This window comes from Streptomyces sp. NPDC001920, from assembly GCF_053594495.1.
Genome location: NZ_JBSFEP010000027.1, coordinates 1 through 25,686, shown reverse-complemented (window position 1 = coordinate 25,686; position 25,686 = coordinate 1). Strand labels below are relative to the sequence as shown.

Genomic DNA, 25,686 nt, shown 5'->3' with positions numbered 1-25,686 from the left:
AGGAGCACGGCAAGGACTCCGGCAAGGAGCACGGCAAGGAAGGCAAGCACGACGGTCCGCGTGGCGGGATGCACACGGGCGGCGGAGCGCTGGCTGCCGTGAACAACGAGGACGACTGGGGCGGCGGCCACGGCGACGAGTCGTGGGGCGGCGACCACGGCAAGGACCCGTGGAAGGACGACCACGGCAAGGGGGACGACTCCTGGAAGGGCGACCACGAGAAGGACTCCTTCGGCGGTGACCACGACAAGGAGTCGTGGGGCGGCGACCACGGCAAGCCGCGCGGCGGCATGCACACCGGAGGCGGCGGCCTGGCCTCCTCGGGTGTGACCGCGGGCGGCCTGGCCGTGCTCGCGGTCGCCGGGACCGGGATGTACGCGCTGCGTCGCAAGAAGGCCGCCGGAAACATGGCCTGACCGTGCCCGACGACATAGCCGCTGTGGCCGCCGCACGTGCGCCGCGCGTCGCGGCGGCCGCGCCGTCCCTCCCCGCTGTTGTCTTCGCTGCCGTGCCCGAGTGAGGTGGTGCCCGATGGCCGTCGGCCGTCCCCCGTCCCCCGAAGCCGACCCGGCCCCCGCCGCGGCCGGCGCCACGCTCTCACGGCGCATAAGGCGCACAGCGGTGACGATGTTCTGGAGCGCGGTGGCCGCCGTGGTCATGGTCGTGACCCTGCCCGGCGGCCAGGGCGAGGCTCCCGAAGCCCGCCGGGCACCGCACGCCCCACCCGGGGTCACCTCGTCCGCGCCGCCTGCGGTCGGGCCGTCCCCGTCCTCGCGTCCCGCGGGCCCCAGGGGAAAACACCTGCCCAGGTCGCGGCCGACCCGTCTGCTCATCCCCAAGATCTCGGTCAACGCGCCCTTCGTCGGCCTCGCCATCGGCCGCTCGGGCCAGCTGGAGGCCCCGCCGGCCCACGACGTCAACCTCGTCGGTTGGTACGCCGAGGGAGCCTCACCGGGGGAGAGGGGCACGTCGATCATCGCCGGGCACGTGGACACGGCGACGTCAGCGGCGGTGTTCGCACGCCTGAGCGAGCTGAAGAAGGGGGACCGCTTCCACGTGATGCGGGCGGACGGGCGCAGGGCGTCCTTCGTGGTCGACAGCGTGGAGACGTTCGACAAGGACGACTTCCCCAGCGAGCGCGTCTACGGCGACACCTCCCAGGCCCAGGTCCGGCTCATCACCTGCGCGGGGGACTACGACCGCCAAGTGCGCGACTACACCGCGAACCTGGTCGTCTTCGCCCACCTCGCCTGAACCGCTCCACCGCGCTGACCTCGGTGTTCTACAGTGACTGCGACCAGATTCGGTGACTGAACCTGTGAGGTAGTCGCGACCATGCCGACCGAGACGTTTGAGTTCCAGGTAGAAGCCCGTCAGCTGCTCCAGCTGATGATCCACTCGGTCTACTCGAACAAGGATGTCTTTCTGCGCGAGCTCGTCTCCAACGCCTCCGACGCGCTCGACAAGCTGCGTCTGGAAAAGCTCCGGGACGACACGCTCGACGCCGATGTGTCGGACCTGCACATCGAGATCGACATCGACAAGGACGCCCGTACTCTCACGGTGCGGGACAACGGCATCGGGATGTCCTACGACGAGGTCGGGCAGCTCATCGGCACCATCGCCAACTCGGGCACCGCCACGTTCCTCGAGGAGCTGCGCGAGGCCCAGGACGCGGCCGGGGCCGAGGGGCTCATCGGCCAGTTCGGCGTCGGCTTCTACTCCGGCTTCATGGTGGCCGACGAGGTGACCCTGGTGACCCGGCGGGCCGGCGAGGCCAAGGGGACCCGCTGGACGTCGCGCGGTGAGGCCACGTACACCCTGGAGACGGTCGACGACGCGCCGCAGGGCACCTCCGTCACCCTCCACCTCAAGCCCGCCGACCCCGAGAACCAGCTGCACGACTACACCTCGCCCTGGACGATCAGGGAGATCGTCAAGCGCTACTCGGACTTCATCACCTGGCCGATCCGGATGGTGCCGGAGGCGGGCGAGGGCGACTCCGCTCCCGAAGCCGAGACGCTGAACTCCATGAAGGCCCTGTGGGCGCGCTCGCGCGACGAGGTGTCCGACGACGAGTACCACGAGCTGTACAAGCACATCAGCCACGACTGGCGCGAGCCGCTGGAGACGATCCGGCTCCAGGCGGAGGGCACCTTCGAGTACCAGTCGCTGCTCTTCATCCCCTCGCACGCCCCGCACGACCTGTTCACGCGGGACTTCAAGCGCGGCGTCCAGCTGTATGTGAAGCGCGTCTTCATCATGGACGACTGCGAGGCGCTGCTGCCGCCCTACCTGCGCTTCGTCAAGGGCGTCGTGGACGCCGCCGACCTCTCGCTCAACGTCTCCCGCGAGATCCTCCAGCAGGACCGGCACATCCGGATGATGCAGCGCCGCCTGACGAAGAAGGTCCTGTCCACGGTCAAGGAGATCATGACCAAGGACGCCGACCGCTACGCGACCTTCTGGCGGGAGTTCGGCACGGTCCTCAAGGAGGGCCTGGTCACCGACTCCGAGAACCGCGAGGCCATCCTCGCCGCCTCCTCCTTCGCGACCACGCACGCCGACGACGAGCCGACCACGCTCGCGCGGTACGTGGAGCGGATGAAGGACGACCAGGACGACATCTACTACATCACCGGCGAGTCCCGGCAGAGCATCGAGAACTCCCCGCACATGGAGGCCTTCCGCGACAAGGGCATCGAGGTCCTGCTGCTCACCGACCCGGTCGACGAGGTGTGGGTCGACGCCGTCGGCGAGTACGAGGGCAAGAAGCTGCGGTCCGTCACCAAGGGCGAGATCGACCTCGAGGGCAAGGGGGACGAGAAGGCCGACGGCGAGCGGGAGAAGCAGGCCGAGGAGTACGCCGGTCTGCTCGGCTGGATGCGCGAGCAGCTGGACGAGGACATCAAGGAGGTGCGCCTGTCGGCGCGGCTCACCGTCTCCCCAGCCTGTGTCGTCTCCGACGCGCACGACCTGACCCCGGCCCTGGAGAACATGTACCGGGCGATGGGCCAGGAGGTGCCGCGCACCAAGCGGATCCTGGAGCTCAACCCCGACCACGTGCTGGTCAAGGGGCTCAACGCGGCGTACAAGGAGCGCGAGGACCGCTCGGGACTCGCCGAGTCCGCCGAGCTGCTCCACACCCTGGCGGTGCTCGCCGAGGGCGGCCAGCCGAAGGACCCCGCCCGGTTCGTGAAGCTGGTGGCGGACCGCTTGGAGCGCACCCTGTAGCGGGTGCCGGGTAAGCCGGGTGGCCGTGTGCGCGGGCCGTTGTCAGCGGCCCGCGCTAGCTTCTGCTGAGTCGGTTCCGTGGACCCGTTCCGGGAGGAAGCATGGCCTCGCGTCTCAACCCGTACATCACCTTCGCCGGTGACGCCCGGCAGGCGATGGAGTTCTACAAGGACGTCTTCGGCGGCACCCTGGTGCTCAACACCTACGCCGAGTTCGGCCAGAAGGACACTCCTCTGGCCGACAAGATCATGCACGGCATGCTCGAAGCACCCAACGGCTTCACCCTGATGGGCGCCGACACCCCGTCGGAGGACCACCGGCCGGGCAACGACATGGCGGTGAGCCTGAGCGGCGACGACGACGCCGAACTGCGCGGCTACTGGGAGAAGCTGTCCGAGGGCGCCTCGGTGGCCGTGCCGCTGGAGAAGCAGATGTGGGGCGACGTCTTCGGCATGTGCACCGACCGCTTCGGCATCACCTGGATGGTGAACATCGCCGGGCAGGGCGGCTGAGGGCGGCGGGGCCGCCCGGCCACCGTCGTGGCGGTGCGGGGGTCGTGCAGCCGCTCCGGGACGCGAGGAGGGTGCGGCGGTCGGGCAGTGACCGCCGCATCCGACTTCGTCGGGGGAGTGGTCAGAAAGTGGTCAGTTCGTAGAAGCCCCTGCCGAAGGTCGCGGCCACGAGGCGGTGGTGGCGGCCGTCGTACTCGATGTCGTCGACCGGCACCTGCGGCATGCCGCGGCCCAGGCGCAGCCAGTGGCCACCGCCCGTGACGCTGGTGAACACACCCTGGTCGGTGCCGATGTGGAGGACGCCGCCGCGGGCGACGACCAGGTCGTTGACGGGCGCCGCCGGAAGGTTGCCCGACAGGTTGCGCCAGTGCCGGCCGCCGTCCGTGCTGCCGTACACATGGGGCAGCGGGGAGCCCGAACGGTAGCCGGAGTGGGTGGTCCAGACGCGGTCGGGGTTCTTCGGGTCGACGACCACCCGTGTCACCCAGGGCAGCCCCTCCGCCAGCTTCGTCCAGTGCGCCCCCAGGTCCCGGGTGACCCAGACGCGACCGTCGTCCGTACCGGCGTAGACGGTCCGTCCGTCGCTCGCCGGGGCGATCGAGGTGATCGTGCCGTAGTTGGTGTAGATCGGGTCGGTGCCCGGGCCGCCGCTCAGGTCGGGGCTGATGGCCTGCCAGGTGGCGCCGCCGTCCGTGGAGCGGTTCAGCACCTCCGAGCCGTAGTAGAGGATCGTCGGGTCGCGCGGGTCGAAGACCACCGGCGTGAACCAGTTCCGGCGCTTGTACGCCGTCCGGTCCGCGAAGTAGGTGAGCGTGTCGCCGCCGTCGGTGGAGCTGAAGCAGTTGCCGTACTGGTAGCAGGCGAAGACGTTGTTCACGTCGGTCGGGTCGATGAGGTTCTCCTCGCCGTCACCCCCGAGGTACTCGTTGAATCCCTCCCCGCCCCAGGACCGCAGCGAACCGTTGTCCTGGGCGCCGCCCGAGATCCTGGTGACGTCCTGCGGGGTGATCGCCGCGCTGTAGAGCTGGGTGTACGGCTGGTGGCGGGACTTGACCCAGCCGCCGTCGCCGCCCGAGTCGGAGCGGTAGACGCCGCCGTCGTTGCCGAGGTAGACGCGGCCGGGGCGACGCGGGTCCCACACCATCGCGTGCTGGTCGACGTGCATGCTGGTGTCGTCGGCCGTCCAGGTGGCGCCGCCGTCCTTCGTCGTCACCAGGGGGACGCCCGCCACGTGCACGTGCTCGCTGTCCCGGGGGTCGATCCACACCTTGCCGAACCACCAGCCGAAGCTCGACTGGGAGCCCGTCATGTCCTGGTCGGCAGGGGTGCGGGTCCAGTTGTCGCCGCCGTCGGCGGAGGAGTAGAAGCCCTCGAAGGGCCCGCCGGCTCTGTTGACGATCGCGTAGAGCCTCTCGCCGGCCACGGCCAGCCCGATGCGTCCCACGTCGGGGCCCTCGGCGGGCAGCCCGCCGCCGAGCCGTTGCCAGGTCGCGCCGTCGTCCGTGCTGCGGAAGACGCCCGAGCCGACACCGCCGTACGTCCGCAGCTGCGGTGTTCGGCGATGGTCCCACAGCACGGCGTACAACCGGTCGCCGTCGACGACGATCTCGGTGGCACCCGTGAACTCGTTGGCGCCGGCGAGGATCCGCTGCCAGGTGGTGCCGCCGTCCTGCGAGCGGTAGACGCCGCGGTCCCCGCCGCCGTTGTAGAGGGAGCCCGCCGCGGCGACATAGATGCGGCGGGGGTCGGCCGGGTCGACGGTGATGGCGCTGATCGCGCCGGAGTCACGCAGTCCGAGCGGTGACCAGGTCCGACCGCCGTCCCGGCTCCGGTACAACCCCGTCCCCTCGTAGGTGATGCTCCCGCCACCCGGATTCGGCTCCCCGGTGCCCACGTACAGGGTGCCGTCAGGGGCCGTGGCCACCGCCCCCATGGACTGGGTCCAGCTGTCGGGCCACACGGAGTGGAACGTCGCCCCGGCGTCGGTGCTGCGCCACAGCCCGCCGCTCGCGGCGGCGGCGTACAGGGTGTCGGCGCGCTTGGGGTCCAGGGCGAGGGAGACGATCCGACCGCCTATGTTGGTGGGCCCGACGCTCTTCCAGCGCCCGCCGACCGCGGGCAAGTCGCGGGCCTGGGCGGCGGCGACGTCATGTGCGTGGCGCGGCATCGACTCCCCGGGCAGGGTCTTCTGGAGGAAGCGGTACTCCGCGGGCGCGGCCGGTCCACGGACCGGCCGGTAGACATCGGACGGGCCGGGCGGCGCGGAAGAACCGGGCGGCGGGGCCGGTGCGGCGGCCGCCGGTGCCGCGAGCAGCGCGGCGCCGGTGACAGCGGCGAGAACCAGTGGCAGCAGACGTCTGCCCATGAAGTCCCTTTCATCGTCATGGTCATGGCAATCGGCAACGACGGTACGAGAGCGGCGAGTTGAGCAGAAGAGTGTGGGACGGCCGTCCCTGGGGTCGGCCGGAATCAACGGCACTGGTGAGCCCCGGCCGCCGGTTCACGTAACCGCCCACGCGGGTAACTACGGGGCGTAAAGCGCCGGAAGGAAGGGAAAGGAGCTATACGGCATACCGCGGGGAGTGGTGGTCAGCGCCCGGATGTCGGGCCCGAAGCGCTGAGGAGGGGCCGTACATGGGCGGGCAGCCCCTGTATCTCGAACCGCGGACGCAAGCGCGGCTGCGCTCGTTGCTGGACACCCCCGACTTCCTGCACATGCTCACCGACGCCCTCGGGTCACCGCTGAACATCGTCGTCCCCGACCAACTGACCGACAATCTGCAGCAGTTCCGCTCCGTCTACGGCAAGCACCATCTGTCCGGCCAGGTGTACTACGCCCACAAGGCCAACCGCTCCAGCGCGCTGCTGCGGCGGCTCGCCGCCACGGACGCCGGCGTCGACGTCGCCTCGCTGGAGGAACTGCAGCACGCCCTCGGGTCCGGCTTCACCCCCGACCGGATCACGGCCACCGGGCCGAAGAACCCGCAGTTCCTGTGGCTCGCGGCCCGTACGTCGGTCACCGTCAGCCTCGACACACGCGGCGAGCTGGAGCAACTCGCCACCCTGGCGCGCACGTACGCGCTGCCGAGGACACGCGTCCTGCTCCGGCTGTCCGGGTTCGAGGCGTCCGGCGTACGGGTGCTGAGCCGCCGCAGCCGATTCGGTACCAAAGTGGGGGAGTCGGCCGCGCTCCTGGAGGCGGTCGAGCGGCACACCGACGTGGTCGACCTGGTCGGCGTCGCCTACCACCTGGACACGACGAGCCTCACCGAGAAGGCGACGGCGCTGGAAGGCTGCCTCCGGGTGCTGGAGGAGTGCCGAAGCAGAGGGCTCAGGCCCCGGGCGGTGGACATCGGCGGCGGGTTCGGCGTCAACTACCTCGCCGACGGCGGGCAGTGGGAGCGGTACACCACCGCGCTCACCGAAGCCGTGCTGGGCACCCGCCCCTCCCTGACCTACGGCGGCCACGGCTACGGACTGCGCAACGAGGCCGGCACCCTGCGCGGCGCCCTGGGCCTGTACCCCGCGCACCGTCCGGTCGCCGGAGCCGGCTACCTCGACGAACTGCTCACCCACCCGGTCGCCTCCCTGGGCGGCAGGCCACTGGCGGCCCTGCTCCTCGATCACCTCTACGACCTGCACACCGAACCCGGCCGGGCGCTGCTGGACCAGTGCGGTGCGACCCTGGTCAAGGTGCTGGAGGTACGCGACCAGGGGGCAGGCGGTCCCCTCCACGTACGGCTCGCGGCCAAGGCCGACGACGTGGCGATGGAAGAGCACGGGGTGCTCATGGACCCCGTCGTCGTTGCCCGGGACCCGACAGCAGCAGGCGCCGGTGCGGGCGCCGGGGCCGAGGCCGGACCGGTCGCCGTGCACCTCTTCGGCACCCTGTGCCTGGAGACCGACCTGATCACCCGCCGCACGGTCTTCCTGCCCCGCCGCCCCGCACCGGGCGACCTGCTGGCGTTCGCCAACACGGCCGGCTACTGCATGGACTTCCACGCCACCCGTGCCCAGCACCAGCCCGTCGCCCGCAAGGTCGCAGCCTGGCAGGAGGGCGGCACCTGGCGCTGGTGCCTGGACGACCAGTACTGGCCGACCACACCCGTGGGGGGAGCGCTTTGAGGTACGACAGCATCACCGAGGCCATCGGCAACACGCCGCTGGTGCGCATCGACCCGACCGTGCACGGCCTCAGGAACATCGACCTGTACGCCAAACTGGAACTGCTCAACCCCTTCGGATCCGTCAAGGACCGAGCCGCCTGGAACATGGCCCGTCCGCACCTGGCCGCCGCGGCCGAGAAGGGCGGCCAGGTCGTCGAGCTGTCGAGCGGCAACACCGCCAAGGCGCTGGCCGTCCTCGCGGGTATGCACGGCCTGACCTTCAAGAGCGTCACCAACCGGATGCGCATCCCGGAGATCAAGGACCTGCTGCTGTTGCTGGGCGCGCAGATCGAGGAACTCCCCGGCCAGAGCGAGTGCCTGGACCCGACCGCCACCGACGATCCGCTCACCCTGTTCCACCGCACCCTCTCCGAACCCGACAGCGCCTGGCTGCACACCGACCAGTACTTCAACCCGCGCAACACCGACGCCCACTTCACCGGCACCGGGCCCGAGATCGTCAAGGACCTGGACGGCCGGGCCCCGGACTGGTTCATCGCCTGCGTGGGCACCGCGGGCTCCTCGACCGGAGTCGCCCGCGCCCTGCGCGAACACGACCCCGCCGTACGGGTCGTCGGCCTGGTCGCGGCCAAGTCCGACTTCGTCCCCGGCATCCGCACCATCGACGAGGCACACGAGGTGGGTCTGTTCGACCCCGGCACCTACGACACCATCGAGGCGGTGAGCGCCGACGAGGCGATCGAGGGCATGCTGACCCTCAACCGCCGCTGCGGCATCCTCGCCGGACCCACCGGAGGCGCGGCCTACTTCGGCGCGACACGTCGACTGCGCCTCGTCGACGAGGAACTGACCGAGCGGCAGTCGGCCGTCTTCATCGTCTGCGACCGCGTCGAGAGCTACCTGAGCTACGTCCGCCGGCGACGCCCCGACCTCTTCGGCCGCCCACACCGCCGGAACTCCCCGGCCGACCTGTCGGACGCCGAGATCCGTACCGCGCCGGCCATCGGCGTCGCGGACGCGCAGACGTGGATCGCCACCAAAGACCCGCTCGTCGTCGACCTGCGCAGTCCCTACGCCTACGCCGCGCTGCACATCGACGGCTCGGTCAACATCGTGGACGAGCTCTTCGAGGAACTCCTGCACGGCGGGCTGCCGTTCAGCCACAACCGCCCGGTCCTGCTGGCCTGTCCCGTCGGTGAGAAGTCCGCACGCTACGCCGCCCTGCTGACCCGCATGGGCCACCCCGACGTCCGCAGCCTGACCGGCGGCATCATCGCCTGGCGCGACGCGGGCGCACCCCTGGTGCGGGACTGACCCATGGCCGTACCCAGGGCAGACGCCCACCGAGCCGAGACCCTGGCGGAGCTGGGGGAGTGGCAGCGAGCCCGGCGTGTCCAGTTCCCGATCATCGCTGCCCATCCGGACCTGGCCTATCTGGACAGTGCCGCCACCGCCCAGAAGCCCCAGGCCGTGCTGGACGCCGTCCACACCTACCTCACCACGAGCAACGCCAACGCCGGCCGGGGCACCTACCCCTGGGCGAACCGCACCACGTCCCTGGTCGAGCAGACCCGCGACCAGGTGAAGCGGTTCCTCCAGGACCCCGTCCCGCAGTGGTCGTCCGTGCACTTCACCAGCGGCGCCACCGAGGGGCTGCGCACGATCGCCCGAGACTGGCTGCCGGGGTTCCTCGCCGACGGCGACGAGATCGTGGTCCCGGTCGCCGACCACGAGGCCAACATCGCACCCTGGCTGGAGGCCCGACGGCAACTGGCCCGGCAGGGCGTTCACATCGACGTACGGCCGATGCCGTACCAGCGGGCGTCCGGCGACTACGACCACACCGCGCTCGCCGAACTCTCCGGTCACCGGACCCGGTTCGTCGCCGTCACCCATGTCCACCACGTGTACGGCGGCGACATGAACGTCCACCGCATCCGCCGGGCGGTCGGGCCGGACGCGGTGATCTGCCTGGACGCCGCCCAGAGCGTCGGCCACCTACCGGTGTCCATGGCCGAGCTGGATGTGGACTTCGCCGTCTTCTCCGGGCACAAGGCCATGGCGCTGCCCGGCACCGGGGCGATCTGGGCGCGCCAGGAGCGTGGGCCGCGGTTCGGGCCGGCCGGCTGGGAGGGCACCCCCAACACGGTCGGCATCGCCTCGCTCGCCGCCGCCCTGGACTGGCTGGACGCCGCCGGCACCGATCGGATCGAGCGGTGGACCGTCGCCCTGGCGGCCCGGCTCACCGAGGGGCTGCGCCATCTCGGCGCCTACGAGATCCTGGGCTGCCAGAGCAGCCTGGCCGCCGATTCGCCGGTGCAGCGGCGCCAGGGCATCGTCACCTTCCGGCACCGTGCCATCGACTCCGGCGATCTGGGCTTCATCCTCTTCAGCCACGGCTTCATGGTCCGCTCCGACCAGCACTGCCAGGGCAGCGCGGGGGAACGGACCGGTTCGGTGCGGGTGAGCATGCACGTCCACAACACCGTCGAGGAGACCGACCGGCTGCTGGAGGTGCTCGCCACGCTCGGGTGACCCCGAACAGGGGAATGGGAACCGTTTTCACCTGTAGGCTCGGCGTGGAAAGTGCGGACAGGTGCGGAACGGTGAGGTGCGCGACGGGATGGGGCTGAGCCTGGCGACGGCGGAGCGATGGGTGGAGCGCTGGGAGCGCCAGCAGCAACGGTACGCCGTGGACCGCGAGGAGCGGTTCACGGTGATCGCCGATGTGGTCGAGCAGGTGGTGGCCGGGTGCCCGGCCGAGCCGCTGGTCCTCGACCTGGGCTGCGGTCCCGGGTCGCTGGCGGCCCGGCTGGCCCGTCGTCTGCCGTACGCGCACATCGTGGGCGTGGACATGGACCCGGTGCTGCTGGAACTGGCCCGCACTCACCATGCGGACGCCGCCCACTACGTCGACGCGGTGATCGGCGAGGAGGGCTGGACCCGCGCCCTGTGCCTCGACCGCCCGTTGGACGCGGCCGTTTCGACGACCGCACTGCACTACCTGGGTCCGCACGCCCTGCGCCGCACCTACCGGCAGCTCGCGCAACTGCTGCGGCCCGGCGGGGTCCTGGTCAACGGCGACCACTTCCCGCCCGACGACACGGCGCTCGCGGAACTCGCCGGGTGCGTCGGCCGCCGTCACGCCGAGCGCGGACAGGCCCTGGCGCACGAGGACTGGGAGTCCTGGTGGACGGCCGTCGCGGCCGACCCCGAACTGGCCGACCTCCTCGCGGAGCGACGGCGCCGGCAACCGGTGAGCGGGGGCGTCGGCCCGGAGCCCCTGTCGGTGCCCGCGCACGAACGGCTGCTGCGGCAGGCGGGATTCCGTCACGTCGGACCCGTCTGGCAGTACGGCGACAGCCATGTCGTCGTCGCGATCCGCTGATCCGGCTCGACGCCCGCACGCCTTACCAAGCACAGCTAAAGGATTCAACGTGCACCTTGACAGTGTGCGTGCTGTTTCGCCACGTTTGACCTCGCCACGAAGTTCGACATGGGGGGAACCGTGGCGAGGTGCCGAGAACGCGCCTCTTGGGGGACTTTGGGGGGAGTGGTCGCCATGCGAGCCACGAGTGCCGTCACCATTCACAGACCCGAGGAACTGGACGAGTCGCTGCGCCGGGCGTGGCACCGGGCGATGGACGAGTCGCCGGAGCACGCCAACCCTTTCCTGGCACCGGAGTTCACCCTCGGTGTCGGCAGGTGCCGCAGGGGAGCGCAGGTCGCGGTCCTGCACCACGGCGGCGAGGCCGTCGGCTTCCTTCCGTACGAGCGCACGGCGTACGGCGTCGGACGGGCCATCGGTCTTGGGCTGTCCGACTGCCAGGCGCTGGTGCACCGGCCCGGGGTCACCTGGGACACCGGGGAACTGCTGCGCGCCTGCGGCCTGTCCGTGTTCGAGTTCGACCATCTCGTCGAGGGGCAGCGGCCGTTCGCCCCGTACGTCACGGGGACGTTCGCCTCTCCCGTCCTCGATCTGAAACCCGGCGAGGGGGACTACGCGCAGTGGCTGCGCGCCACGTACCCGGGGCTGGCCAAGACGACGCTGAAGAAGGAGCGCCGCCTGAGCCGCGACGCGGGCGAGGTGCGGTTCGTGTACGACGAGCGCGATCCGGCCGTGCTGCGCACGCTCATGCGCTGGAAGTCCGCCCAGTACCGCAGGACGGGGCGGATGGACCGGTTCTCCAAGCCGTGGATAGTGGACCTGGTCGATCATCTCTTCCAGGTCCGCGAGGAGCACTTCACCGGCGTCCTGTCCGTCGTGTACGCCGGTGACCGGCCGGTCGCCGCGCACTTCGGACCCCGATCGCGCACGGTGTTCGCGGCCTGGTTCACCGCCTACGACCCCGCGTTCGGCTACTACTCGCCCGGCCTGATGATGCATCTGCGCCTCGCCGATGCCGCCGGCCGCGACGGTGTGACGCTCATGGACATGGGACGCGGCGAGAAGGAGTACAAGGACTGGCTCAAGACGCGTGAACTGCGGGTGGCCGAGGGCTTCGCGGCCCGACCGCACCCGGTGGCGGCCGCCCACCGGCTGTGGCGCAGACCGGTGCGCGGCCTGAGGAACACGGTCCTGGCCCACCCCGGACTGCGCGAGCCCGCGGACCGGCTGCTGAAGGCGGCCGGGTCGCTGCGCACCTCACTGCTCGCCCACTCGCCGGGCGCGGGAGCCCGCGCCCGCTGAGCGGAGCCCGCTCCCACCCTCGTCACACGTCGGCGTCGTACGCCCGGCGGCCCTTTCGCGCTCTCAACCCCCCGCGCCACGGCCTCGGTCGAGGCACGCTCGCACGTGACGCCCGCCCCGGGCGACCCGTCTTCGTACCCTGCCACGGAAGAGGTGACCATGCCGTACGGATCGCGGCTCGCCGCGATGATGACACGGCGCGTCGGACGCGAATGCGTCTACACGCCCTCGGCCCGGCTCGCGCTGTACCTGGCGCTGCGGCGCTGGTGCCGACCGGGCGCACGGGTGCTGATGTCACCGGTCAACGACGACGTGATCCTCTTCGTCGTCCTCGCGGCCGGACTGCGCCCCGTGCAAGCCCCCGTGTCCCGGTGGGACGGCAACATCGACCCGGCCGCCGTACCGGAGTCCACCTGGCGCGGCGTCGACGCCGTCCTCACCACGAACCTGTACGGCATGCCGGACCGGGTCGTCGAACTGCGCCGCCGCTGCGACGCGTTGGGCATCCCCCTCATCGAGGACGCGGCCCACGCCATCGGCACCCACGTGGACGGGCAGCCGATCGGGACCTTCGGCACCGCGGCGGCGTTCAGCCTGTCCAAGCACGTGGCGGCGATGGCCGGCGGGTTCCTCGCCGTCGAGGACGCACGCACCCGGCGGGAACTGGAGCTGCTGCGCGACGACCTGCTGACACCCCGCCGCCTGCACGCCGACCTCGCCACGACGCTGCGCCCGCTGGCGCGCTCCGCCGTACGCACCCTGCACCTGGTACGTCCGGTGTGGCGCACCCTGCAGCGCCTGAACCTGCTGGAGCGCGACGACTTCCGCATGGCCCTGCACGCCCCCCGCCTCGCCGGCAGCGCCCGCCGGGCGCCCAGCCTCGCTGCCTACGAGCCCTGGGTCCGGGTCGACCTGCACGGCTTCCGGTCGCGTCACGGGGTCCTGGTGCGCGGGCAGTTGGAGCTGCGGATGGCCCTGCTCGACGGGGATCTCGCCCGGCGCAGGGCCGGTGTGGAGACGCTGTCGGGCACCACCTGGGCCACCCCGGCCCTGCGGGAGCGGACGGCCCACGACGGCCCGCCGCCCCTCTTCCGGGTACCGCTCCTGGTCCACGACCGCGACACGCTCCTGGAACGCCTGGTGGACCACGGCGTGGTCACGGGGTACGTCTACGACCCGCCGCTCGACGACTACGCGGGCGCCGAGTTCGTCGAACCGTCCCCCGACCCCTCCGCCGCCCGCTGGTTCGCCGCCCACACCCTGCCGGCCGACCCACTCCTGGCCCGCAGGATCACCGACGCCCTGACGAGGGAACGGGTGCCACCGGCGCATCCGCCCCGGGCGACCCGCACAGCCGAACCCGACACCACGACGACACCGCCGACACCGCTGGGTCAGTAGGGGGTGGTGCGAAATCCCGTGCGGTGCCTGTGGTGCCTGCCGGTGCCTGTGGTGCCTGTGGTGCCTGTGGTGCCGGTGGTGCCGGTGGTGCCTGCGGTGTCCGGTGCGTGCCCTCGGCGTGCCGGACGAAGGCCCTCGTCCTGGACGTGCCCCATGGCGGCCCGCGCCCGGACACCCGGCGGCGGCCCGCGCCGGGGCGGCTCCACCTTGCCTACCCTGGAGGTGTGGCTCGGCCCAACGACGAGGTCGCCGCGCTGCTCCAGGAGTACGCGGACCTGATCTCGATCACCGGAGGGGACGCGTTCAAGGCACGCGTCTACGAGAAGGCCGCCCGGGCGATCGGCGGCCACCATGCCGACGTGTCCACCCTCGACGTCAAGGGCCTGAAGGAGATCCCGAACGTCGGCAAGTCCATCGCGGAGAAGGTCGTCGAGTACTTCGCCGCCGGCCGCATCTCGGCCGTCGAGGAACTGCGGGCGAAGATCCCCGCCGGGGTACGGCAGCTGACCGCGATCCCCACCCTCGGCCCGAAGAAGGCCCTGGTCCTCTACGAGGAACTGGGTATCTCCACGACCGACGAGCTGGCCGACGCCATCCACGAGGAACGGCTGCGCGACCTCAAGGGCTTCGGGCCGAAGACCGAGGAGAACATCCTGCACGGCATCAGCCTGCTGCAGTCCTCCGGCGGCCGGGTCCTGATCGACGTCGCCATGAGCCTCGCCGAGGACATCGTCGCCGAGATGTCGCAGGTCACAGGGTGCGAGCGGTGCTCCTACGCGGGATCGCTGCGCCGGGCGCGCGAAACCATCGGTGACATCGACATCCTCGTCGCGGCGAAGAAGGCGGAGCCGCTCATGCGGGCCTTCACCGCGCTGCCGTACGTCACGGAGGTCATCGCCCACGGTGAGAAGAAGACGTCGGTGCGCACCGGCAAGGGCCTCCAGGTCGACCTGCGGGTCGTCCCGCCGGACTCCTGGGGGGCGGCGATGCAGTACTTCACCGGTGCCAAGGCGCACAACATCCGTACCCGCGAGATGGCCGTCCACAAGAAGCTCAAGCTCTCCGAGTACGGCCTCTTCGACACCGAGACCGGAAAGAAGATCGTCTCCGAGACCGAGGAGGACGTGTACGCCCGGCTGGGCCTGCCCTGGATCCCGCCCACGCTGCGCGAGGACCGTGGCGAGATCGAGGCCGGGCTGCGCGGCGAGCTGCCCGACCTCGTCCAGGAGCAGGACATCCGGGGTGATCTGCACACCCACACCGACCTCACCGACGGGCTCGCCCCGCTGGAGGAGATGGTCGCGGCGGCCGCCGAGCGCGGCTACGCCTACTACGCGGTCACCGACCACGCCCCCGACATGGCCATGCAGCGGATGACCGACGAACGGATCCTCGCCCAGCGCGAACATGTCCGCGACCTCGACGGGACGTACGGCGGGCACGGCGGGCGGAGCGGCATGCGGGTGCTGCACGGCACGGAACTGAACATCGGACCCGACGGCGACGTGGACTGGCCGCCGGAGTTCCTCGCCGGGTTCGACCTGTGCGTGGCCTCGGTCCACTCGCACTTCAACCAGGGGCGGGAGGCGATGACCCGGCGCATCGTCCGGGCCTGCGAGAACCCCCACGTCCACGTCATCGGCCACCCCACCACCCGCATCATCGGCAAGCGGCCGGGCGTCGACGCCGACCTCGACGCCGTCTTCGCCGCCTGCGCCCGCACCGGCACCGCCCTGGAGATCAACTCCCATCCGGACCGGCTCGACCTGCGCGACGAGGACATCCTGCGGGCCAGGCGGCACGGGGTGAGGTTCGCCGTGGACAGCGACGCCCATGCCGTCATCCACCTGGCCAACCTGCGCTACGGCGTCGGCACGGCCCAGCGCGGCTGGCTCACCGGGGACGACGTGATCAACACCTGGCCGCTGACCCGGCTGCGGCGATTCCTGGACAAGTCCGCGGCTGCGTGATCGCGGTCGTCGGAGCGGGGGCGCGTGCGGGAGCGTGCGGAAATCGGCCGAGCCAGGGTCAGGCTTAGCCCATGTCACCGCGGAGGGGTTGTCCTGACATTACATCCTTGCCTAGGGTCACCCTCGAAGTGCAAGCGCTTTCATCCTGAGCGGGCAGTCCGCCGGCCGTCCGAGGAGACCTGCATGTCCCCAAGCCCCGCCCGCCGCCGGGCCGCCGTGATCGGCACCGGTGCCATCGTCAGCGGCAGCCATCTGCCGGCCCTGAGATCCCACCGGGACCGGGTGGAGCTGGTCGCCGCCGTGGACGTGGACCGGGCCAGGCTGGAGGCCTTCCGGGAAATCGCGGACGCGGACGTCGCCGCGTACACCTCGACCGGCGAGATGCTGGACGCCGTACGCCCCGACCTGGTGCTGATCGGCACCCCGCCGTCGCTGCACCGGGAGCAGACGGTCGCCGCCCTCAAGGCGGGCGCCTGGGTGCTCTGCGAGAAACCGCTGTGCTTGTCCCTCGCCGAGTACGACGACATCGCGGCGGCGGAGGAGGCGTCCGGCGCGTACGCCTCGGTGATCTTCCAGCACCGCTACGGCTCCGGCGCCGCGCACGCCCGTCGGCTCATCGCGAGCGGTGAGCTGGGCGCCCCGCTCGTCGCGCACTGCCAGACGACCTGGCACCGTGACGCCGCCTACTACGCCGTGCCGTGGCGCGGACGCTGGGCCACCGAGGGCGGCGGGCCGACGATGGGGCACGGTATCCACCAGTACGACCTGCTGCTGCATCTGCTCGGGCCGTGGGCGGAGATCCGGGCCATGGCCGCGCGCCTGGTCCACGACACCGAGAGCGAGGACGTCTCCACGGCCCTCGTACGGTTCGAGAACGGCGCCCTCGCCACCGTCGTCAACAGCGTCCTCTCCCCGCACGAGATGAGCCGCATCCGCATCGACTGCGCCGACGCCACGGTCGAGCTCACCCACCTGTACGGCCACCGCAACGACGACTGGGTCTACACCCCGGCGCCGCACGTCCCCTCCGAGCGCGTCACCGCCTGGCGCACCCCCGCCACGGACCTGCCCAGCTCGCACACCGCGCAACTCGGCGCCCTGCTCGACGCCTGCGACAACGGTGTCCGGCCGCCCGGCAGCGGTCCGGACGCCCGGACCACCCTCGACTTCGCCGCCGCCCTCTACAAGTCCGCGTTCACGGGCGAGGCGGTGCGCGCGGGAGAGATCGGTCCTGGCGACTCCTTCTACGCGGCCATGCACGGCGACCACCCCCACTGGGCACCCGAGGAGCGCGCATGAGCATCCGTGTCACCCACGTGCACGGCGAGCACATCACGGTCACCGCCGCGAACGGCACCGAGATCCTGCGCTACGTCTACCGCCCCGACCCGGAGCCGTTCGAGTCCCGCAAGCCCTACGCCCACCCGGTGCGGACCCTCGCCGGGCACACCGTGACCGGCTACCGGCCCAGCGACCACCGCTGGCACAAGGGCCTGCAGATGACGGCGAGTCATCTGTCCGGACAGAACTTCTGGGGCGGTAACTCCTATGTGCACGGGCAGGGTTATCTGCCGCTGCCCGAGCGGGTCGGCTCGATGCGGCACGACGGCTTCGCCGACTTCGCCGTCGAGGGCGACCGGCTCGCCTTCACCGAGGAACTCACCTGGGTGGAGCACGGCGGCGAGGAGTGGGCGCGCGAGGCCCGGCGACTGACCGTGCACTCGGTCGACGAGGAGGCCGGTGCCTGGGCCCTTGACTGGTCGATCCGCCTGACCAACCTCCGTGCCCAGCCACTGACCTTCGGCTCGCCCACCACCGCCGGCCGGGAGATGGCCGGCTACACCGGGCTCCAGTGGCGCGGCTCCCGGGACTTCACCGGAGGCACCGCCTTCGGCCCGGACACCGACGGGGGAGCCGGTGCGGACGCGGGCAAGCTGATGGGCACGCAGAGCCCGTGGCTGGCCTTCACCACCGAGCACGACGACACCGACGGCCACTCCACGCTCGTCTTCGCACACGCGCCGGAGAACCTCGACGGCAGCGCCGCGATCCACGAGTCGCACTGGTTCGTGCGCTCCGAGCCGATCCCGACCGTGGCGTTCTCCTGGGCGTTCTTCGAGGAGTTCGAGCTGGAGCCGGGCAAGTCCTTCGACTACCGCTACCGGGTCGTCTTCGCCGACGGAGCCTGGGACCGCGAGCGGGTCGGCGCGCACCTGGAAGGCCTGCCCTGGTGAAGGCGAACCTCCCGCATCCACTGCCCGGTGCCGTCGGCCTGTCCCACCTCAGCGCCTACGACTGGCAGGCCGCCGACGGCGTGTGCGGCGGCAGCCCGCATCTCCACCTGGTCTGCACGGAGGCGTACGTCGTCACCGGCGGCCGGGGCGCCGTGCAGACACTGAGCCCCGACGGCTACCGGGAGATCCCCCTGGAACCGGGCTCCCTCGCCTGGTTCACTCCGGGCACGGTGCACCGTATGGTCCAGGGCGGCGATCTGCGCATCACCGTGCTGATGCAGAACAGCGGCCTGCCCGAGGCCGGGGACGCCGTCTTCACCTTCCCGCGCGAGGTGCTCGCCGACCCGGAGAAGTACGCGGCAGCTGTGGCCCTCCCACCCGGCACCGGCCCCAGGACCGCGGCGGCCGCCCGGCGCCGACGGGACCTCGCGATCGAGGGCTATCTCGCCCTGCGCGAGCCACTGGCCGCCGGGGACGACGGCCCGTACCTGGAGTTCCAGCGCACCGCCGCCCGCCTCGTACGTGCCAAGGTGCCCTACTGGCGGGAGCTGTGGCGGGCCGGAGCGCTGGCCGCGGCCGAGCGCACGGGCAGCCAGCTCGACGCGCTGGCCGACGGCGAGGCGGCGTACCTCGCCGGCGCCAGGGCCCACGTGGCCGCGCCCACCCGGCTCGGCGGCTTCGGCATGTGCGGCCGCCGCGACGAGTACGACCTGCCCGGGACGACCCTGCCGTACGAGGGCGAGTCCAGCCGCGGGGCCATTGGCCCGGACGCAGCAGCACCGCCTGGACCTACCACCAAGCCGTGAAGTCGTTCGGCTGACAGTGCCGCCGACAGGAAAGGGGCGCCGCCGGTGCGGCGCCCCTTGGTACGGCGATTCAGCTCGCGGCGCGGAACGACCGCAGCCGCAGCGAGTTGCCGACGACGAAGACCGACGAGAAGGCCATGGCCGCACCGGCGATCATCGGGTTGAGCAGGCCGGCCGCGGCCAGGGGAAGGGCGGCGACGTTGTAGGCGAAGGCCCAGAACAGGTTGGACCGGATGGTGCCGAGCGTCCGGCGGGAGAGCCGGATGGCGTCGGCGGCGGCACGCAGGTCGCCGCGCACCAGGGTGAGGTCGCCGGCCTCGATCGCGGCGTCGGTGCCGGTCCCCATCGCCAGGCCCAGGTCGGCCTGGGCCAGGGCAGCCGCGTCGTTCACGCCGTCGCCGACCATGGCGACCGAACGGCCCTCGCCCTGCAGCCGCTTGACGATGTCGGCCTTGTCCTGCGGCAGCACCTCGGCGTGGACGTGCTCCGCCGCTATGCCCACCTCGCGGGCGACGGACTCGGCCACGGCCCGGTTGTCACCGGTCAGCAGGATCGGGGTGAGGCCGAGGCCGCGCAGCCGCCGGATCGCCTCCGGGCTGGTCTCCTTGACGGCGTCGGCGACCTCCAGGACCGCCCGCGCCTCGCCGTCCCAGGCGACCGCGATGGCGGTACGACCGGCCGCCTCGGCCTGTGTCACGGCGTGCGCGAGGTGCTCCGGCAGTTCCATGGCCCACTCCTCGAGAAGCCGAGCCCGGCCCACCAGCACCGCATGGCCGTCGACCACGCCCTGCACCCCGAGACCGGGCACGTTCGCGAAGTCCTCCGGCGTGGGCAGCGAACCCAGCTTCCGAAGTGCCGCGTCGGCCACGGCGCGGGCGATCGGGTGCTCCGAGGAGTGCTCCAACGCGCCCGCGAGCCGCAGGACTTCGGCCTCGTCGGCGGTGCCGCCGGTGTGCACGGCCAGCAGGGTCATGCGACCGGTGGTCACGGTGCCGGTCTTGTCGAGGACGATCGTGTCGACCTTGCGCGTGGACTCCAGCACCTCCGGGCCCTTGATCAGGATGCCGAGCTGGGCGCCCCTGCCGGTACCCACCATCAGTGCGGTCGGCGTGGCCAGTCCCAGGGCGCACGGGCAGGCGATGATCAGTACGGCGACCGCGGCGGTGAACGCGGCGGCCGGCCCGGCGCCGCTGCCGAGCCAGAATCCGAGGGTGGCGAGGGCGAGGGCGATGACGATCGGCACGAAGACGGCGGAGATCCGGTCCGCGAGCCGCTGAGCCGTGGCCTTGCCGTTCTGCGCGTCCTCCACCAGCCTGGCCATGCGGGCGAGTTGGGTGTCGGCGCCGACCCGGGTGGCCTCGACGACCAGACGGCCGCCCGCGTTGATCGTGGCGCCTGTCACCGGGTCCCCCTCGGCGACCTCGACCGGAACGGACTCACCGGTCAGCATCGAGGCGTCCACCGCGGACGAGCCCTCGACGACGGTCCCGTCGGTGGCGATCTTCTCACCGGGCCGGACGAGGAAACGGTCGCCGACCTGCAACTCGGTCACCGGGACGGTCAGTTCGGTGCCGTCCGGGCGCAGGACGGTGACGTCCTTGGCGCCCAGTTCCAGCAGCGCCTTCAGCGCCGCACCCGCCCTGCGCTTGGAGCGGGCCTCGAAGTAGCGCCCGGCCAGGATGAAGGCGGTCACGCCGGCGGCCGCCTCCAGGTAGATGTTGCCGGCACCGTCACTGCGGGTGATGGTCAGCTCGAAGGGGTGCGTCATTCCGGGCTCGCCCGCGCTGCCGAGGAACAGCGCCCAGAGGGACCACAGGAACGCGGCCGACGTACCGACCGAGATCAGTGTGTCCATGGTCGCCGCGCCGTGCCGCAGGTTGGTGAACGCCGCCTTGTGGAAGGGCCACGCTGCATACGTCACGACCGGCGCCGCCAGGGTGAGCGACAGCCACTGCCAGTACTCGAACTGCAGGGCGGGGACCATCGCCATCGCGATGACGGGCACCGCCAGCGTCACGGCGGTGACCAGCCGCTCGCGCAGCGGCCGCAGTGCGCCGTCCCTGTCGGCGCTCTCCCCGGCGTCCTGAACCGGCGGGGCGGGCGGCGCGGGCTCACGGGCGGTGTACCCCGTCGCCTCGACCGTGGTGATCAGGTCCTGGACGGAGACGCCGCCGCCGTAACTGACCTTCGCCTTCTCGGTGGCGTAGTTGACGGTGGCCGTCACGCCCTCCATGCGGTTCAGTTTCTTCTCGATGCGCGCCGCGCACGAGGCGCAGGTCATGCCGCCGATGGCGAGTTCTACCTCGGCGGCGGGCCGGGACGCGGTGGTGGTCATCGCTGCTCCTCGTGCGGATGGGGCCCGGTGCCCGGAAAAGGCCGGGCTCGGGCGGTTCGGGGGCCGGTCAGGCGGCGGCGCGGCCGGTGAGCTCGTAGCCGGCGTCGTCGACGACCTCGGCGATCAGCGCGTCGTCGGGCTCGCCGGCGCTGGTGACGGTGACCTGCCCGGTCGCGAGATCGACGCCGACCCCGGTGACGCCGTCCAGCTCACCGATGGCCTTGGTGAGGGTCGCCTTGCAGTGGCCGCAGCTCATACCGGAGACGGCGTAGACGGTCGTGGACATGGGCTCCTCCTGGGCGGTGCCGGTGCGGATCGACCCGTATACGGGCCGGGGGTATCCTTGCCGCACCATGTATACCCCTGGGGGGTAGGGATCGCAAGGGCGGGATGCGGGTTGACTTCATACCCCCCAGGGGTATTGTGAGCTGTATTGGGAGCGATACCGAAGGACCTGGACCACAGGAGAGGGCCATGCATGCCGGACTGAAGATCACCGCGTTCGCCGCCGCCCTGGCCGCGACATTCGGCACCGCCTACGGCGTGGGGCAGGGCATCGGCCCCGTCGTGGAGGAGCCCGCGCCCGCCCGCCACGACAGCCACGGCGAGGCCGCACCTGAACCGGAGGCGGGCGGCGGCCACGGCGGGCACGAGACGAAGCCGGCCGGTGGGCTCCAGATCTCCGAGGGCGGCTACACCCTCGATCTGAAGACCTCGAACGTCACGGCCGGACAGCGTTCCGACCTGCGCTTCGTCATCCGTGACAGCGGTGGCCGGGCCGTCACCGCCTACCAGCGCGAGCACGAGAAGGAACTCCACCTCATCGTGGCCTCGCGCGACCTGGCCACCTACCGCCACCTGCACCCGACCCGCGGCGCCGACGGCACCTGGAGCATCCCCGTCGAGCTGCCCCGCGCCGGTGGCTACCGCGTGTTCGCCGACTTCACTCCGGCGAAGAAGGGTGCCGAGAACCTCACCCTCGGGGCCGACCTAGCGGCCTCGGGCCGCTATGTCCCACAGCAACTGCCCGAGCCGAACGCCACAGCGAAGGTCGACGGCTACGAGGTCCGCCTCGACGGCGCCCTGCGCCCGGGGCGGGCGGGCGAACTGAAGCTGAACGTCTCGCGTCACGGCCGCCCCGTGACCGACCTCCAGCCGTACCTCGGCGCCTACGGCCACCTCGTCGCCCTGCGCTCCGGCGACCTCGCCTACCTCCATGTCCACCCCAACGGCGAGCCCGGGGACGGTGCGACGAAGCCAGGCCCGGAGATCTCCTTCACGGCCACGGCCACGGCCACGGCACCGAGCAGCGGGAGCTACCGGCTGTTCCTCGACTTCAAGCACGACGGGCAGGTGCACACCGCGACGTTCATCGTGCGTGCGGGTGGGGCGGCGCCCGCGCAGGAGTCCGGGCAGGAAGACGCGCAGGGTTCCGGGCATGAGGAGGCACCCGGACACGGTCACTGAGGTGCCCGGCCGTACGTCACGGCTGCCGAACCGGGTGGGGCGAGCGCTCGCCCTCGCGGTGATGCGCAGAGAACCGGGCCCTTTGGCGTCGCCGCCGACGGGCCCGCCGTGGCGCCCTGTCCGGCGGCGAGGGGCTTGCGCATCACCGGACGGCCCAGGCCGGTTCCACATGTCCCGATCACAGGACAGGGCGAAGGGACAGGCCCGGGACCGCTCGCGCCGTCGATGCCGCGATGCCGAAGGCCTCCATCACGTCGTCCGTGGACGTCACCGCCCCGCAGGTGTCCGCCACCCACTCCAGCGCGAACTCATGTCCCCCTGCCGAGAGATCGGCGACGGCGTCGGCGACCACGAAGGGCTCCAGGTCCTGCACCCAGGCGTCCGCGGCGGTCATCAGAACGCCGACCCGGGCGAAGAGCCCCGCTATCACCACCTGGTCCCGCTTCAGCTCGCGCAGCCGGCCGTCCAGCCGGGTGCGGGCGAAGGCGCTGTGCTTGCGGGTGGTGATCACGGTGTCCCCGATGCGGGGTTCCACAGGTGCGGCGAAGACCTCCCCCTCCCCGTCGTCCGGGGTGTCGGACCGCCTTACGTGCGGGGCGGCTCCGCGCTCCCCGGCGGGCACCGAGTGAATGACGGGGACGTTCGCGGCGCGGGCGGCGCTCACCAACCGCCCGCTGTTCGAAAGGAGTTGGAGGACGGGGCCGCCCTGTTCCTCCAGCGTGCGCACGAAGCGCCTCTGTAAGTTCAGGACCACGAGCGCCGTCCGGGCCGGGTCGAGGGCCCACCCCGTCGTGTCGTCGGGCAGCATCACGGGGGTCGGCATGACGTAGGGGAAGATCGAGCCAGGGGTCATCGGGGGTGCCCTTCGAGTGAGTTGAGGGAACCCTTATTAGGTTAGCCTCCCCTAACTTTGCTGTCCCGGGGTCGTCCGGATGAACTCGCCTCACCCCAGGGCGCGGTCCAGGTTGAAGGCCGCGCTGATCAGGGCGAGATGCGTGAACGCCTGTGGGAAGTTGCCCTGTTGCTCGCCGGTGCGGCTGATCTCCTCGGCGTACAGGCCCAGATGGTTGGCGTACGTCAGCATCTTCTCGAAGGCGAGCCGCGCCTCGTCGATCCGGCCGGCGTGGACCATGGCCTCGACGTACCAGAACGAGCAGATCGAGAACGTACCCTCGTCGCCGCGCAGCCCGTCGGGGCTCTCCTGCGGGTCGTAGCGGTAGACCAGCGAGTCCGACACCAGGTCCTGGGTGAGTGCGTCGAGGGTGGACAGCCATCTGGGGTCGGTCGGCGCGATGAACTTGGTCAGCGGCATCATCAGCACGGCCGCGTCCAGCACGTCGCTGTCCTCGCGCTGGACGAAGGCCCGGCGCTTCTCGGACCAGCCGCGCCGCATGATGCGCCGGTAGATGGTGTCCCGGCACGCCCGCCAGCGCTCCAGATCGGCGGGCAGACCCCGTCGGTTGGCCATACGGACGGCCCGCTCGATCGCCACCCAGCACATCAGCCGCGAGTACAGGAAGTTCCTGCGCCCGCCGCGGGTCTCCCAGATGCCCTCGTCGGGCCGGTCCCAGTTCTCGCACACCCAGTCCACCAGCGCGCACACGTCGTCCCACTGGTCGCTGGAGACGGGCCGGGCCCACTTGTCGTAGAGGTAGACCGAGTCGATCAGCGCGCCGTAGATGTCGAGCTGGAGCTGGTCGGCGGCGGCGTTGCCGACCCGCACCGGAGCGGAGCCGCGATGGCCTTCCAGGTGGCTCAGCTCCCGCTCGGGCAGATCGCTGCGGCCGTCGATGCCGTACATGATCTGCAAGGGGCCCGACGGCTTGCTGTCGCCCGGGGTGATGTGCCGGGTCACGAAGTCCATGAAGGCCTCGGCCTCGCCGGTGAAGCCGAGCCGCAGCAGTGCGTACACGCAGAAGGCGGCGTCGCGCACCCAGACGTACCGGTAGTCCCAGTTGCGCTCACCCCCCACCTGCTCGGGCAGGCTCGTGGTCGGCGCGGCCACGATGGCGCCGGTGGGGGCGTAGGTGAGCAGCTTCAGGGTGAGGGCGGAGCGGTGCACCATCTCCCGCCAGCGGCCCCGGTACCTGGAGGCGGACAGCCACTGCCGCCAGTACACCACCGTGCTGTTGAACTGCTCCTCGGCCTCGGTCCGCGCGCAGCGGCGCGGTGTCACGTCCCCGCCGACCTGGTCGAGGGCGAACACCGCCGTCTCGCCCCCGGCGAGCTCGAACTCCGCCCGCACGTCCGGGCCTTCGACTTCGAGCGGCATCGTCGCGGTCAGGCCGAGCGACAGCTTCTCGGACTCGAAGACCGCCACGTCGCCCACCATGCGGACGGTGTGCGGCTGCGCGCCGTACTCGAAGCGCGGCGCGACCCGCGTCCGGAAGGGGATCGATCCGCGTACGCAGACCACGCGCCGGATCAACCGGTGCCGCTCGGCCTCGAACGAGCCCCCGCCGACGGGCATGAAGTCCTGCACCTCGCCGACGCCGTCCTCGGTGAAGAACCGGGTGATCAGGACGTTCGTGTCCGGGAAGTAGAACTGCTTGGTCCGCGCCAGCACCGCCGCCGCCAGCTCGAAGCAGCCGCCCTTGTCCGCGTCCAGGATCGCCGCGAACACGCTCGGTGCGTCGAAGGCCGGGCAGCAGTACCAGTCGATCGTGCCGTCCGTCCCGACCAGGGCCACACTGCGCAGGTCACCGATGAGCCCGTGCTCGGCGATCGGCAGATAGCGCGCAGCCACCGGTACGCCCCGCTCCATCGGCATCGTGCTCATCGCAGCCTCCTCGGCCCGACATGCGCTGCGCTCCCAGCCTAGGTCGTGTCCGCAAAGTCCCGCCTGCCCCGCGACGCCTGGCACGCACTCTCGCCGCACCGGGCGAAAGCCCACGTACAACCAGTACGAGG

Annotated in this window: 20 protein-coding genes; 15 read left to right on the top strand and 5 right to left on the bottom strand. The window is 71.4% G+C overall.

All coding sequences use genetic code 11. The features are described from left to right. The 4 genes from ACWCPI_RS34395 to ACWCPI_RS34380 all read left to right on the top strand — a co-directional run. Positions 1-416, top strand: a 416-nt coding sequence (locus tag ACWCPI_RS34395; RefSeq protein ID WP_451041875.1) for a hypothetical protein, incomplete at its 5' end; no start/stop codon positions are given. Between the two features lie 115 nt (positions 417-531). Next, entirely contained in the window at positions 532-1,254 is a 723-nt protein-coding gene (locus tag ACWCPI_RS34390; protein ID WP_451041874.1) for a class F sortase, read from the top strand. Positions 1,255-1,335: 81 nt separating this feature from the next. Then, positions 1,336-3,234, top strand: coding sequence for a molecular chaperone HtpG (htpG, locus tag ACWCPI_RS34385; RefSeq protein ID WP_451041873.1), 1,899 nt, complete (start codon positions 1,336-1,338; stop codon positions 3,232-3,234). A gap of 101 nt (positions 3,235-3,335) precedes the next feature. After that, the gene (locus ACWCPI_RS34380; RefSeq protein ID WP_451041872.1) at positions 3,336-3,746 is read left to right on the top strand and encodes a VOC family protein; all 411 of its coding nucleotides are present in this window, start codon (positions 3,336-3,338) and stop codon (positions 3,744-3,746) included. Between the two features lie 121 nt (positions 3,747-3,867). On the opposite strand, the gene ACWCPI_RS34375 is transcribed toward ACWCPI_RS34380, so the two are convergent. Further along, entirely contained in the window at positions 3,868-6,111 is a 2,244-nt protein-coding gene (locus ACWCPI_RS34375) for a WD40/YVTN/BNR-like repeat-containing protein (protein WP_451041871.1), read from the bottom strand. Between the two features lie 269 nt (positions 6,112-6,380). Here ACWCPI_RS34375 and ACWCPI_RS34370 point away from each other — a divergent pair, with 269 nt between their 5' ends. The 10 genes from ACWCPI_RS34370 to ACWCPI_RS34325 all read left to right on the top strand — a co-directional run bounded on the left by ACWCPI_RS34370 (position 6,381) and on the right by ACWCPI_RS34325 (position 18,974). Next, positions 6,381-7,871 (top strand): Y4yA family PLP-dependent enzyme, encoded by a 1,491-nt coding sequence (locus ACWCPI_RS34370; RefSeq protein WP_451041870.1) that lies wholly within the window; start codon positions 6,381-6,383, stop codon positions 7,869-7,871. Then, positions 7,868-9,187 carry a pyridoxal-phosphate dependent enzyme gene (locus ACWCPI_RS34365; protein WP_451041869.1) on the top strand — a complete coding sequence of 440 codons (1,320 nt, stop codon included), beginning with the start codon at positions 7,868-7,870 and terminating at the stop codon, positions 9,185-9,187. The genes ACWCPI_RS34370 and ACWCPI_RS34365 overlap by 4 nt, the downstream gene beginning before the upstream one ends. Positions 9,188-9,190: 3 nt before the next feature. Further along, on the top strand, positions 9,191-10,408 hold the full coding sequence (locus tag ACWCPI_RS34360; RefSeq protein ID WP_451041868.1) for an aminotransferase class V-fold PLP-dependent enzyme: 1,218 nt from the start codon (positions 9,191-9,193) through the stop codon (positions 10,406-10,408). 88 nt (positions 10,409-10,496) lie between these two features. Continuing rightward, positions 10,497-11,261, top strand: coding sequence for a class I SAM-dependent methyltransferase (locus tag ACWCPI_RS34355; protein WP_451041867.1), 765 nt, complete (start codon positions 10,497-10,499; stop codon positions 11,259-11,261). A gap of 174 nt (positions 11,262-11,435) precedes the next feature. After that, positions 11,436-12,563 (top strand): GNAT family N-acetyltransferase, encoded by a 1,128-nt coding sequence (locus ACWCPI_RS34350; protein WP_451041866.1) that lies wholly within the window; start codon positions 11,436-11,438, stop codon positions 12,561-12,563. Between the two features lie 159 nt (positions 12,564-12,722). Continuing rightward, complete coding sequence (locus ACWCPI_RS34345) at positions 12,723-13,964, top strand: DegT/DnrJ/EryC1/StrS family aminotransferase (RefSeq protein WP_451041865.1); 1,242 nt, start codon at positions 12,723-12,725, stop codon at positions 13,962-13,964. Between the two features lie 224 nt (positions 13,965-14,188). Further along, complete coding sequence (gene polX / locus ACWCPI_RS34340) at positions 14,189-15,934, top strand: DNA polymerase/3'-5' exonuclease PolX (RefSeq protein ID WP_451041864.1); 1,746 nt, start codon at positions 14,189-14,191, stop codon at positions 15,932-15,934. 183 nt (positions 15,935-16,117) lie between these two features. Then, complete coding sequence (locus ACWCPI_RS34335) at positions 16,118-17,233, top strand: Gfo/Idh/MocA family protein (protein ID WP_451041863.1); 1,116 nt, start codon at positions 16,118-16,120, stop codon at positions 17,231-17,233. After that, positions 17,230-18,168: a DUF6807 domain-containing protein gene (locus ACWCPI_RS34330; protein ID WP_451041862.1), complete on the top strand. Its 939-nt coding sequence runs from the start codon at positions 17,230-17,232 to the stop codon at positions 18,166-18,168. Before ACWCPI_RS34335 ends, ACWCPI_RS34330 begins: the two co-directional genes overlap by 4 nt. Continuing rightward, the gene (locus tag ACWCPI_RS34325; protein WP_451041946.1) at positions 18,162-18,974 is read left to right on the top strand and encodes a cupin domain-containing protein; all 813 of its coding nucleotides are present in this window, start codon (positions 18,162-18,164) and stop codon (positions 18,972-18,974) included. Before ACWCPI_RS34330 ends, ACWCPI_RS34325 begins: the two co-directional genes overlap by 7 nt. Positions 18,975-19,044: 70 nt before the next feature. Here ACWCPI_RS34325 and ACWCPI_RS34320 read toward each other — a convergent pair whose 3' ends face one another. Next, the gene (locus ACWCPI_RS34320) at positions 19,045-21,309 is read right to left on the bottom strand and encodes a heavy metal translocating P-type ATPase (RefSeq protein WP_451041861.1); all 2,265 of its coding nucleotides are present in this window, start codon (positions 21,307-21,309) and stop codon (positions 19,045-19,047) included. A 67-nt stretch (positions 21,310-21,376) separates the two neighbouring features. Continuing rightward, entirely contained in the window at positions 21,377-21,595 is a 219-nt protein-coding gene (locus ACWCPI_RS34315; protein ID WP_451041860.1) for a heavy-metal-associated domain-containing protein, read from the bottom strand. 188 nt (positions 21,596-21,783) lie between these two features. On the opposite strand from ACWCPI_RS34315, the gene ACWCPI_RS34310 reads away from it, so the two are divergent. Continuing rightward, positions 21,784-22,776: a hypothetical protein gene (locus ACWCPI_RS34310; protein ID WP_451041859.1), complete on the top strand. Its 993-nt coding sequence runs from the start codon at positions 21,784-21,786 to the stop codon at positions 22,774-22,776. 178 nt (positions 22,777-22,954) lie between these two features. Here ACWCPI_RS34310 and ACWCPI_RS34305 read toward each other — a convergent pair whose 3' ends face one another. Then, positions 22,955-23,629 carry an isochorismatase family protein gene (locus tag ACWCPI_RS34305; protein WP_451041858.1) on the bottom strand — a complete coding sequence of 225 codons (675 nt, stop codon included), beginning with the start codon at positions 23,627-23,629 and terminating at the stop codon, positions 22,955-22,957. A gap of 90 nt (positions 23,630-23,719) precedes the next feature. Then, complete coding sequence (locus tag ACWCPI_RS34300; RefSeq protein ID WP_451041857.1) at positions 23,720-25,555, bottom strand: glycoside hydrolase family 15 protein; 1,836 nt, start codon at positions 25,553-25,555, stop codon at positions 23,720-23,722. Between the last annotated feature and the right edge of the window lie 131 nt (positions 25,556-25,686).

Coding starts and splice junctions, on each gene's coding strand:
- ACWCPI_RS34350 (WP_451041866.1), top strand. CDS start 11,436: ATGCGAGCCACGAGTGCCGTCACCATTCACAGACCCGAGGAACTGGAC.
- htpG (WP_451041873.1), top strand. CDS start 1,336: ATGCCGACCGAGACGTTTGAGTTCCAGGTAGAAGCCCGTCAGCTGCTC.
- ACWCPI_RS34320 (WP_451041861.1), bottom strand. CDS start 21,309: ATGACCACCACCGCGTCCCGGCCCGCCGCCGAGGTAGAACTCGCCATC.
- ACWCPI_RS34345 (WP_451041865.1), top strand. CDS start 12,723: ATGCCGTACGGATCGCGGCTCGCCGCGATGATGACACGGCGCGTCGGA.
- ACWCPI_RS34375 (WP_451041871.1), bottom strand. CDS start 6,111: ATGGGCAGACGTCTGCTGCCACTGGTTCTCGCCGCTGTCACCGGCGCC.
- ACWCPI_RS34380 (WP_451041872.1), top strand. CDS start 3,336: ATGGCCTCGCGTCTCAACCCGTACATCACCTTCGCCGGTGACGCCCGG.
- ACWCPI_RS34300 (WP_451041857.1), bottom strand. CDS start 25,555: ATGAGCACGATGCCGATGGAGCGGGGCGTACCGGTGGCTGCGCGCTAT.
- ACWCPI_RS34315 (WP_451041860.1), bottom strand. CDS start 21,595: ATGTCCACGACCGTCTACGCCGTCTCCGGTATGAGCTGCGGCCACTGC.
- ACWCPI_RS34330 (WP_451041862.1), top strand. CDS start 17,230: ATGAGCATCCGTGTCACCCACGTGCACGGCGAGCACATCACGGTCACC.
- ACWCPI_RS34355 (WP_451041867.1), top strand. CDS start 10,497: ATGGGGCTGAGCCTGGCGACGGCGGAGCGATGGGTGGAGCGCTGGGAG.
- ACWCPI_RS34390 (WP_451041874.1), top strand. CDS start 532: ATGGCCGTCGGCCGTCCCCCGTCCCCCGAAGCCGACCCGGCCCCCGCC.
- ACWCPI_RS34360 (WP_451041868.1), top strand. CDS start 9,191: ATGGCCGTACCCAGGGCAGACGCCCACCGAGCCGAGACCCTGGCGGAG.
- ACWCPI_RS34305 (WP_451041858.1), bottom strand. CDS start 23,629: ATGACCCCTGGCTCGATCTTCCCCTACGTCATGCCGACCCCCGTGATG.
- ACWCPI_RS34310 (WP_451041859.1), top strand. CDS start 21,784: ATGCATGCCGGACTGAAGATCACCGCGTTCGCCGCCGCCCTGGCCGCG.
- ACWCPI_RS34370 (WP_451041870.1), top strand. CDS start 6,381: ATGGGCGGGCAGCCCCTGTATCTCGAACCGCGGACGCAAGCGCGGCTG.
- ACWCPI_RS34335 (WP_451041863.1), top strand. CDS start 16,118: ATGTCCCCAAGCCCCGCCCGCCGCCGGGCCGCCGTGATCGGCACCGGT.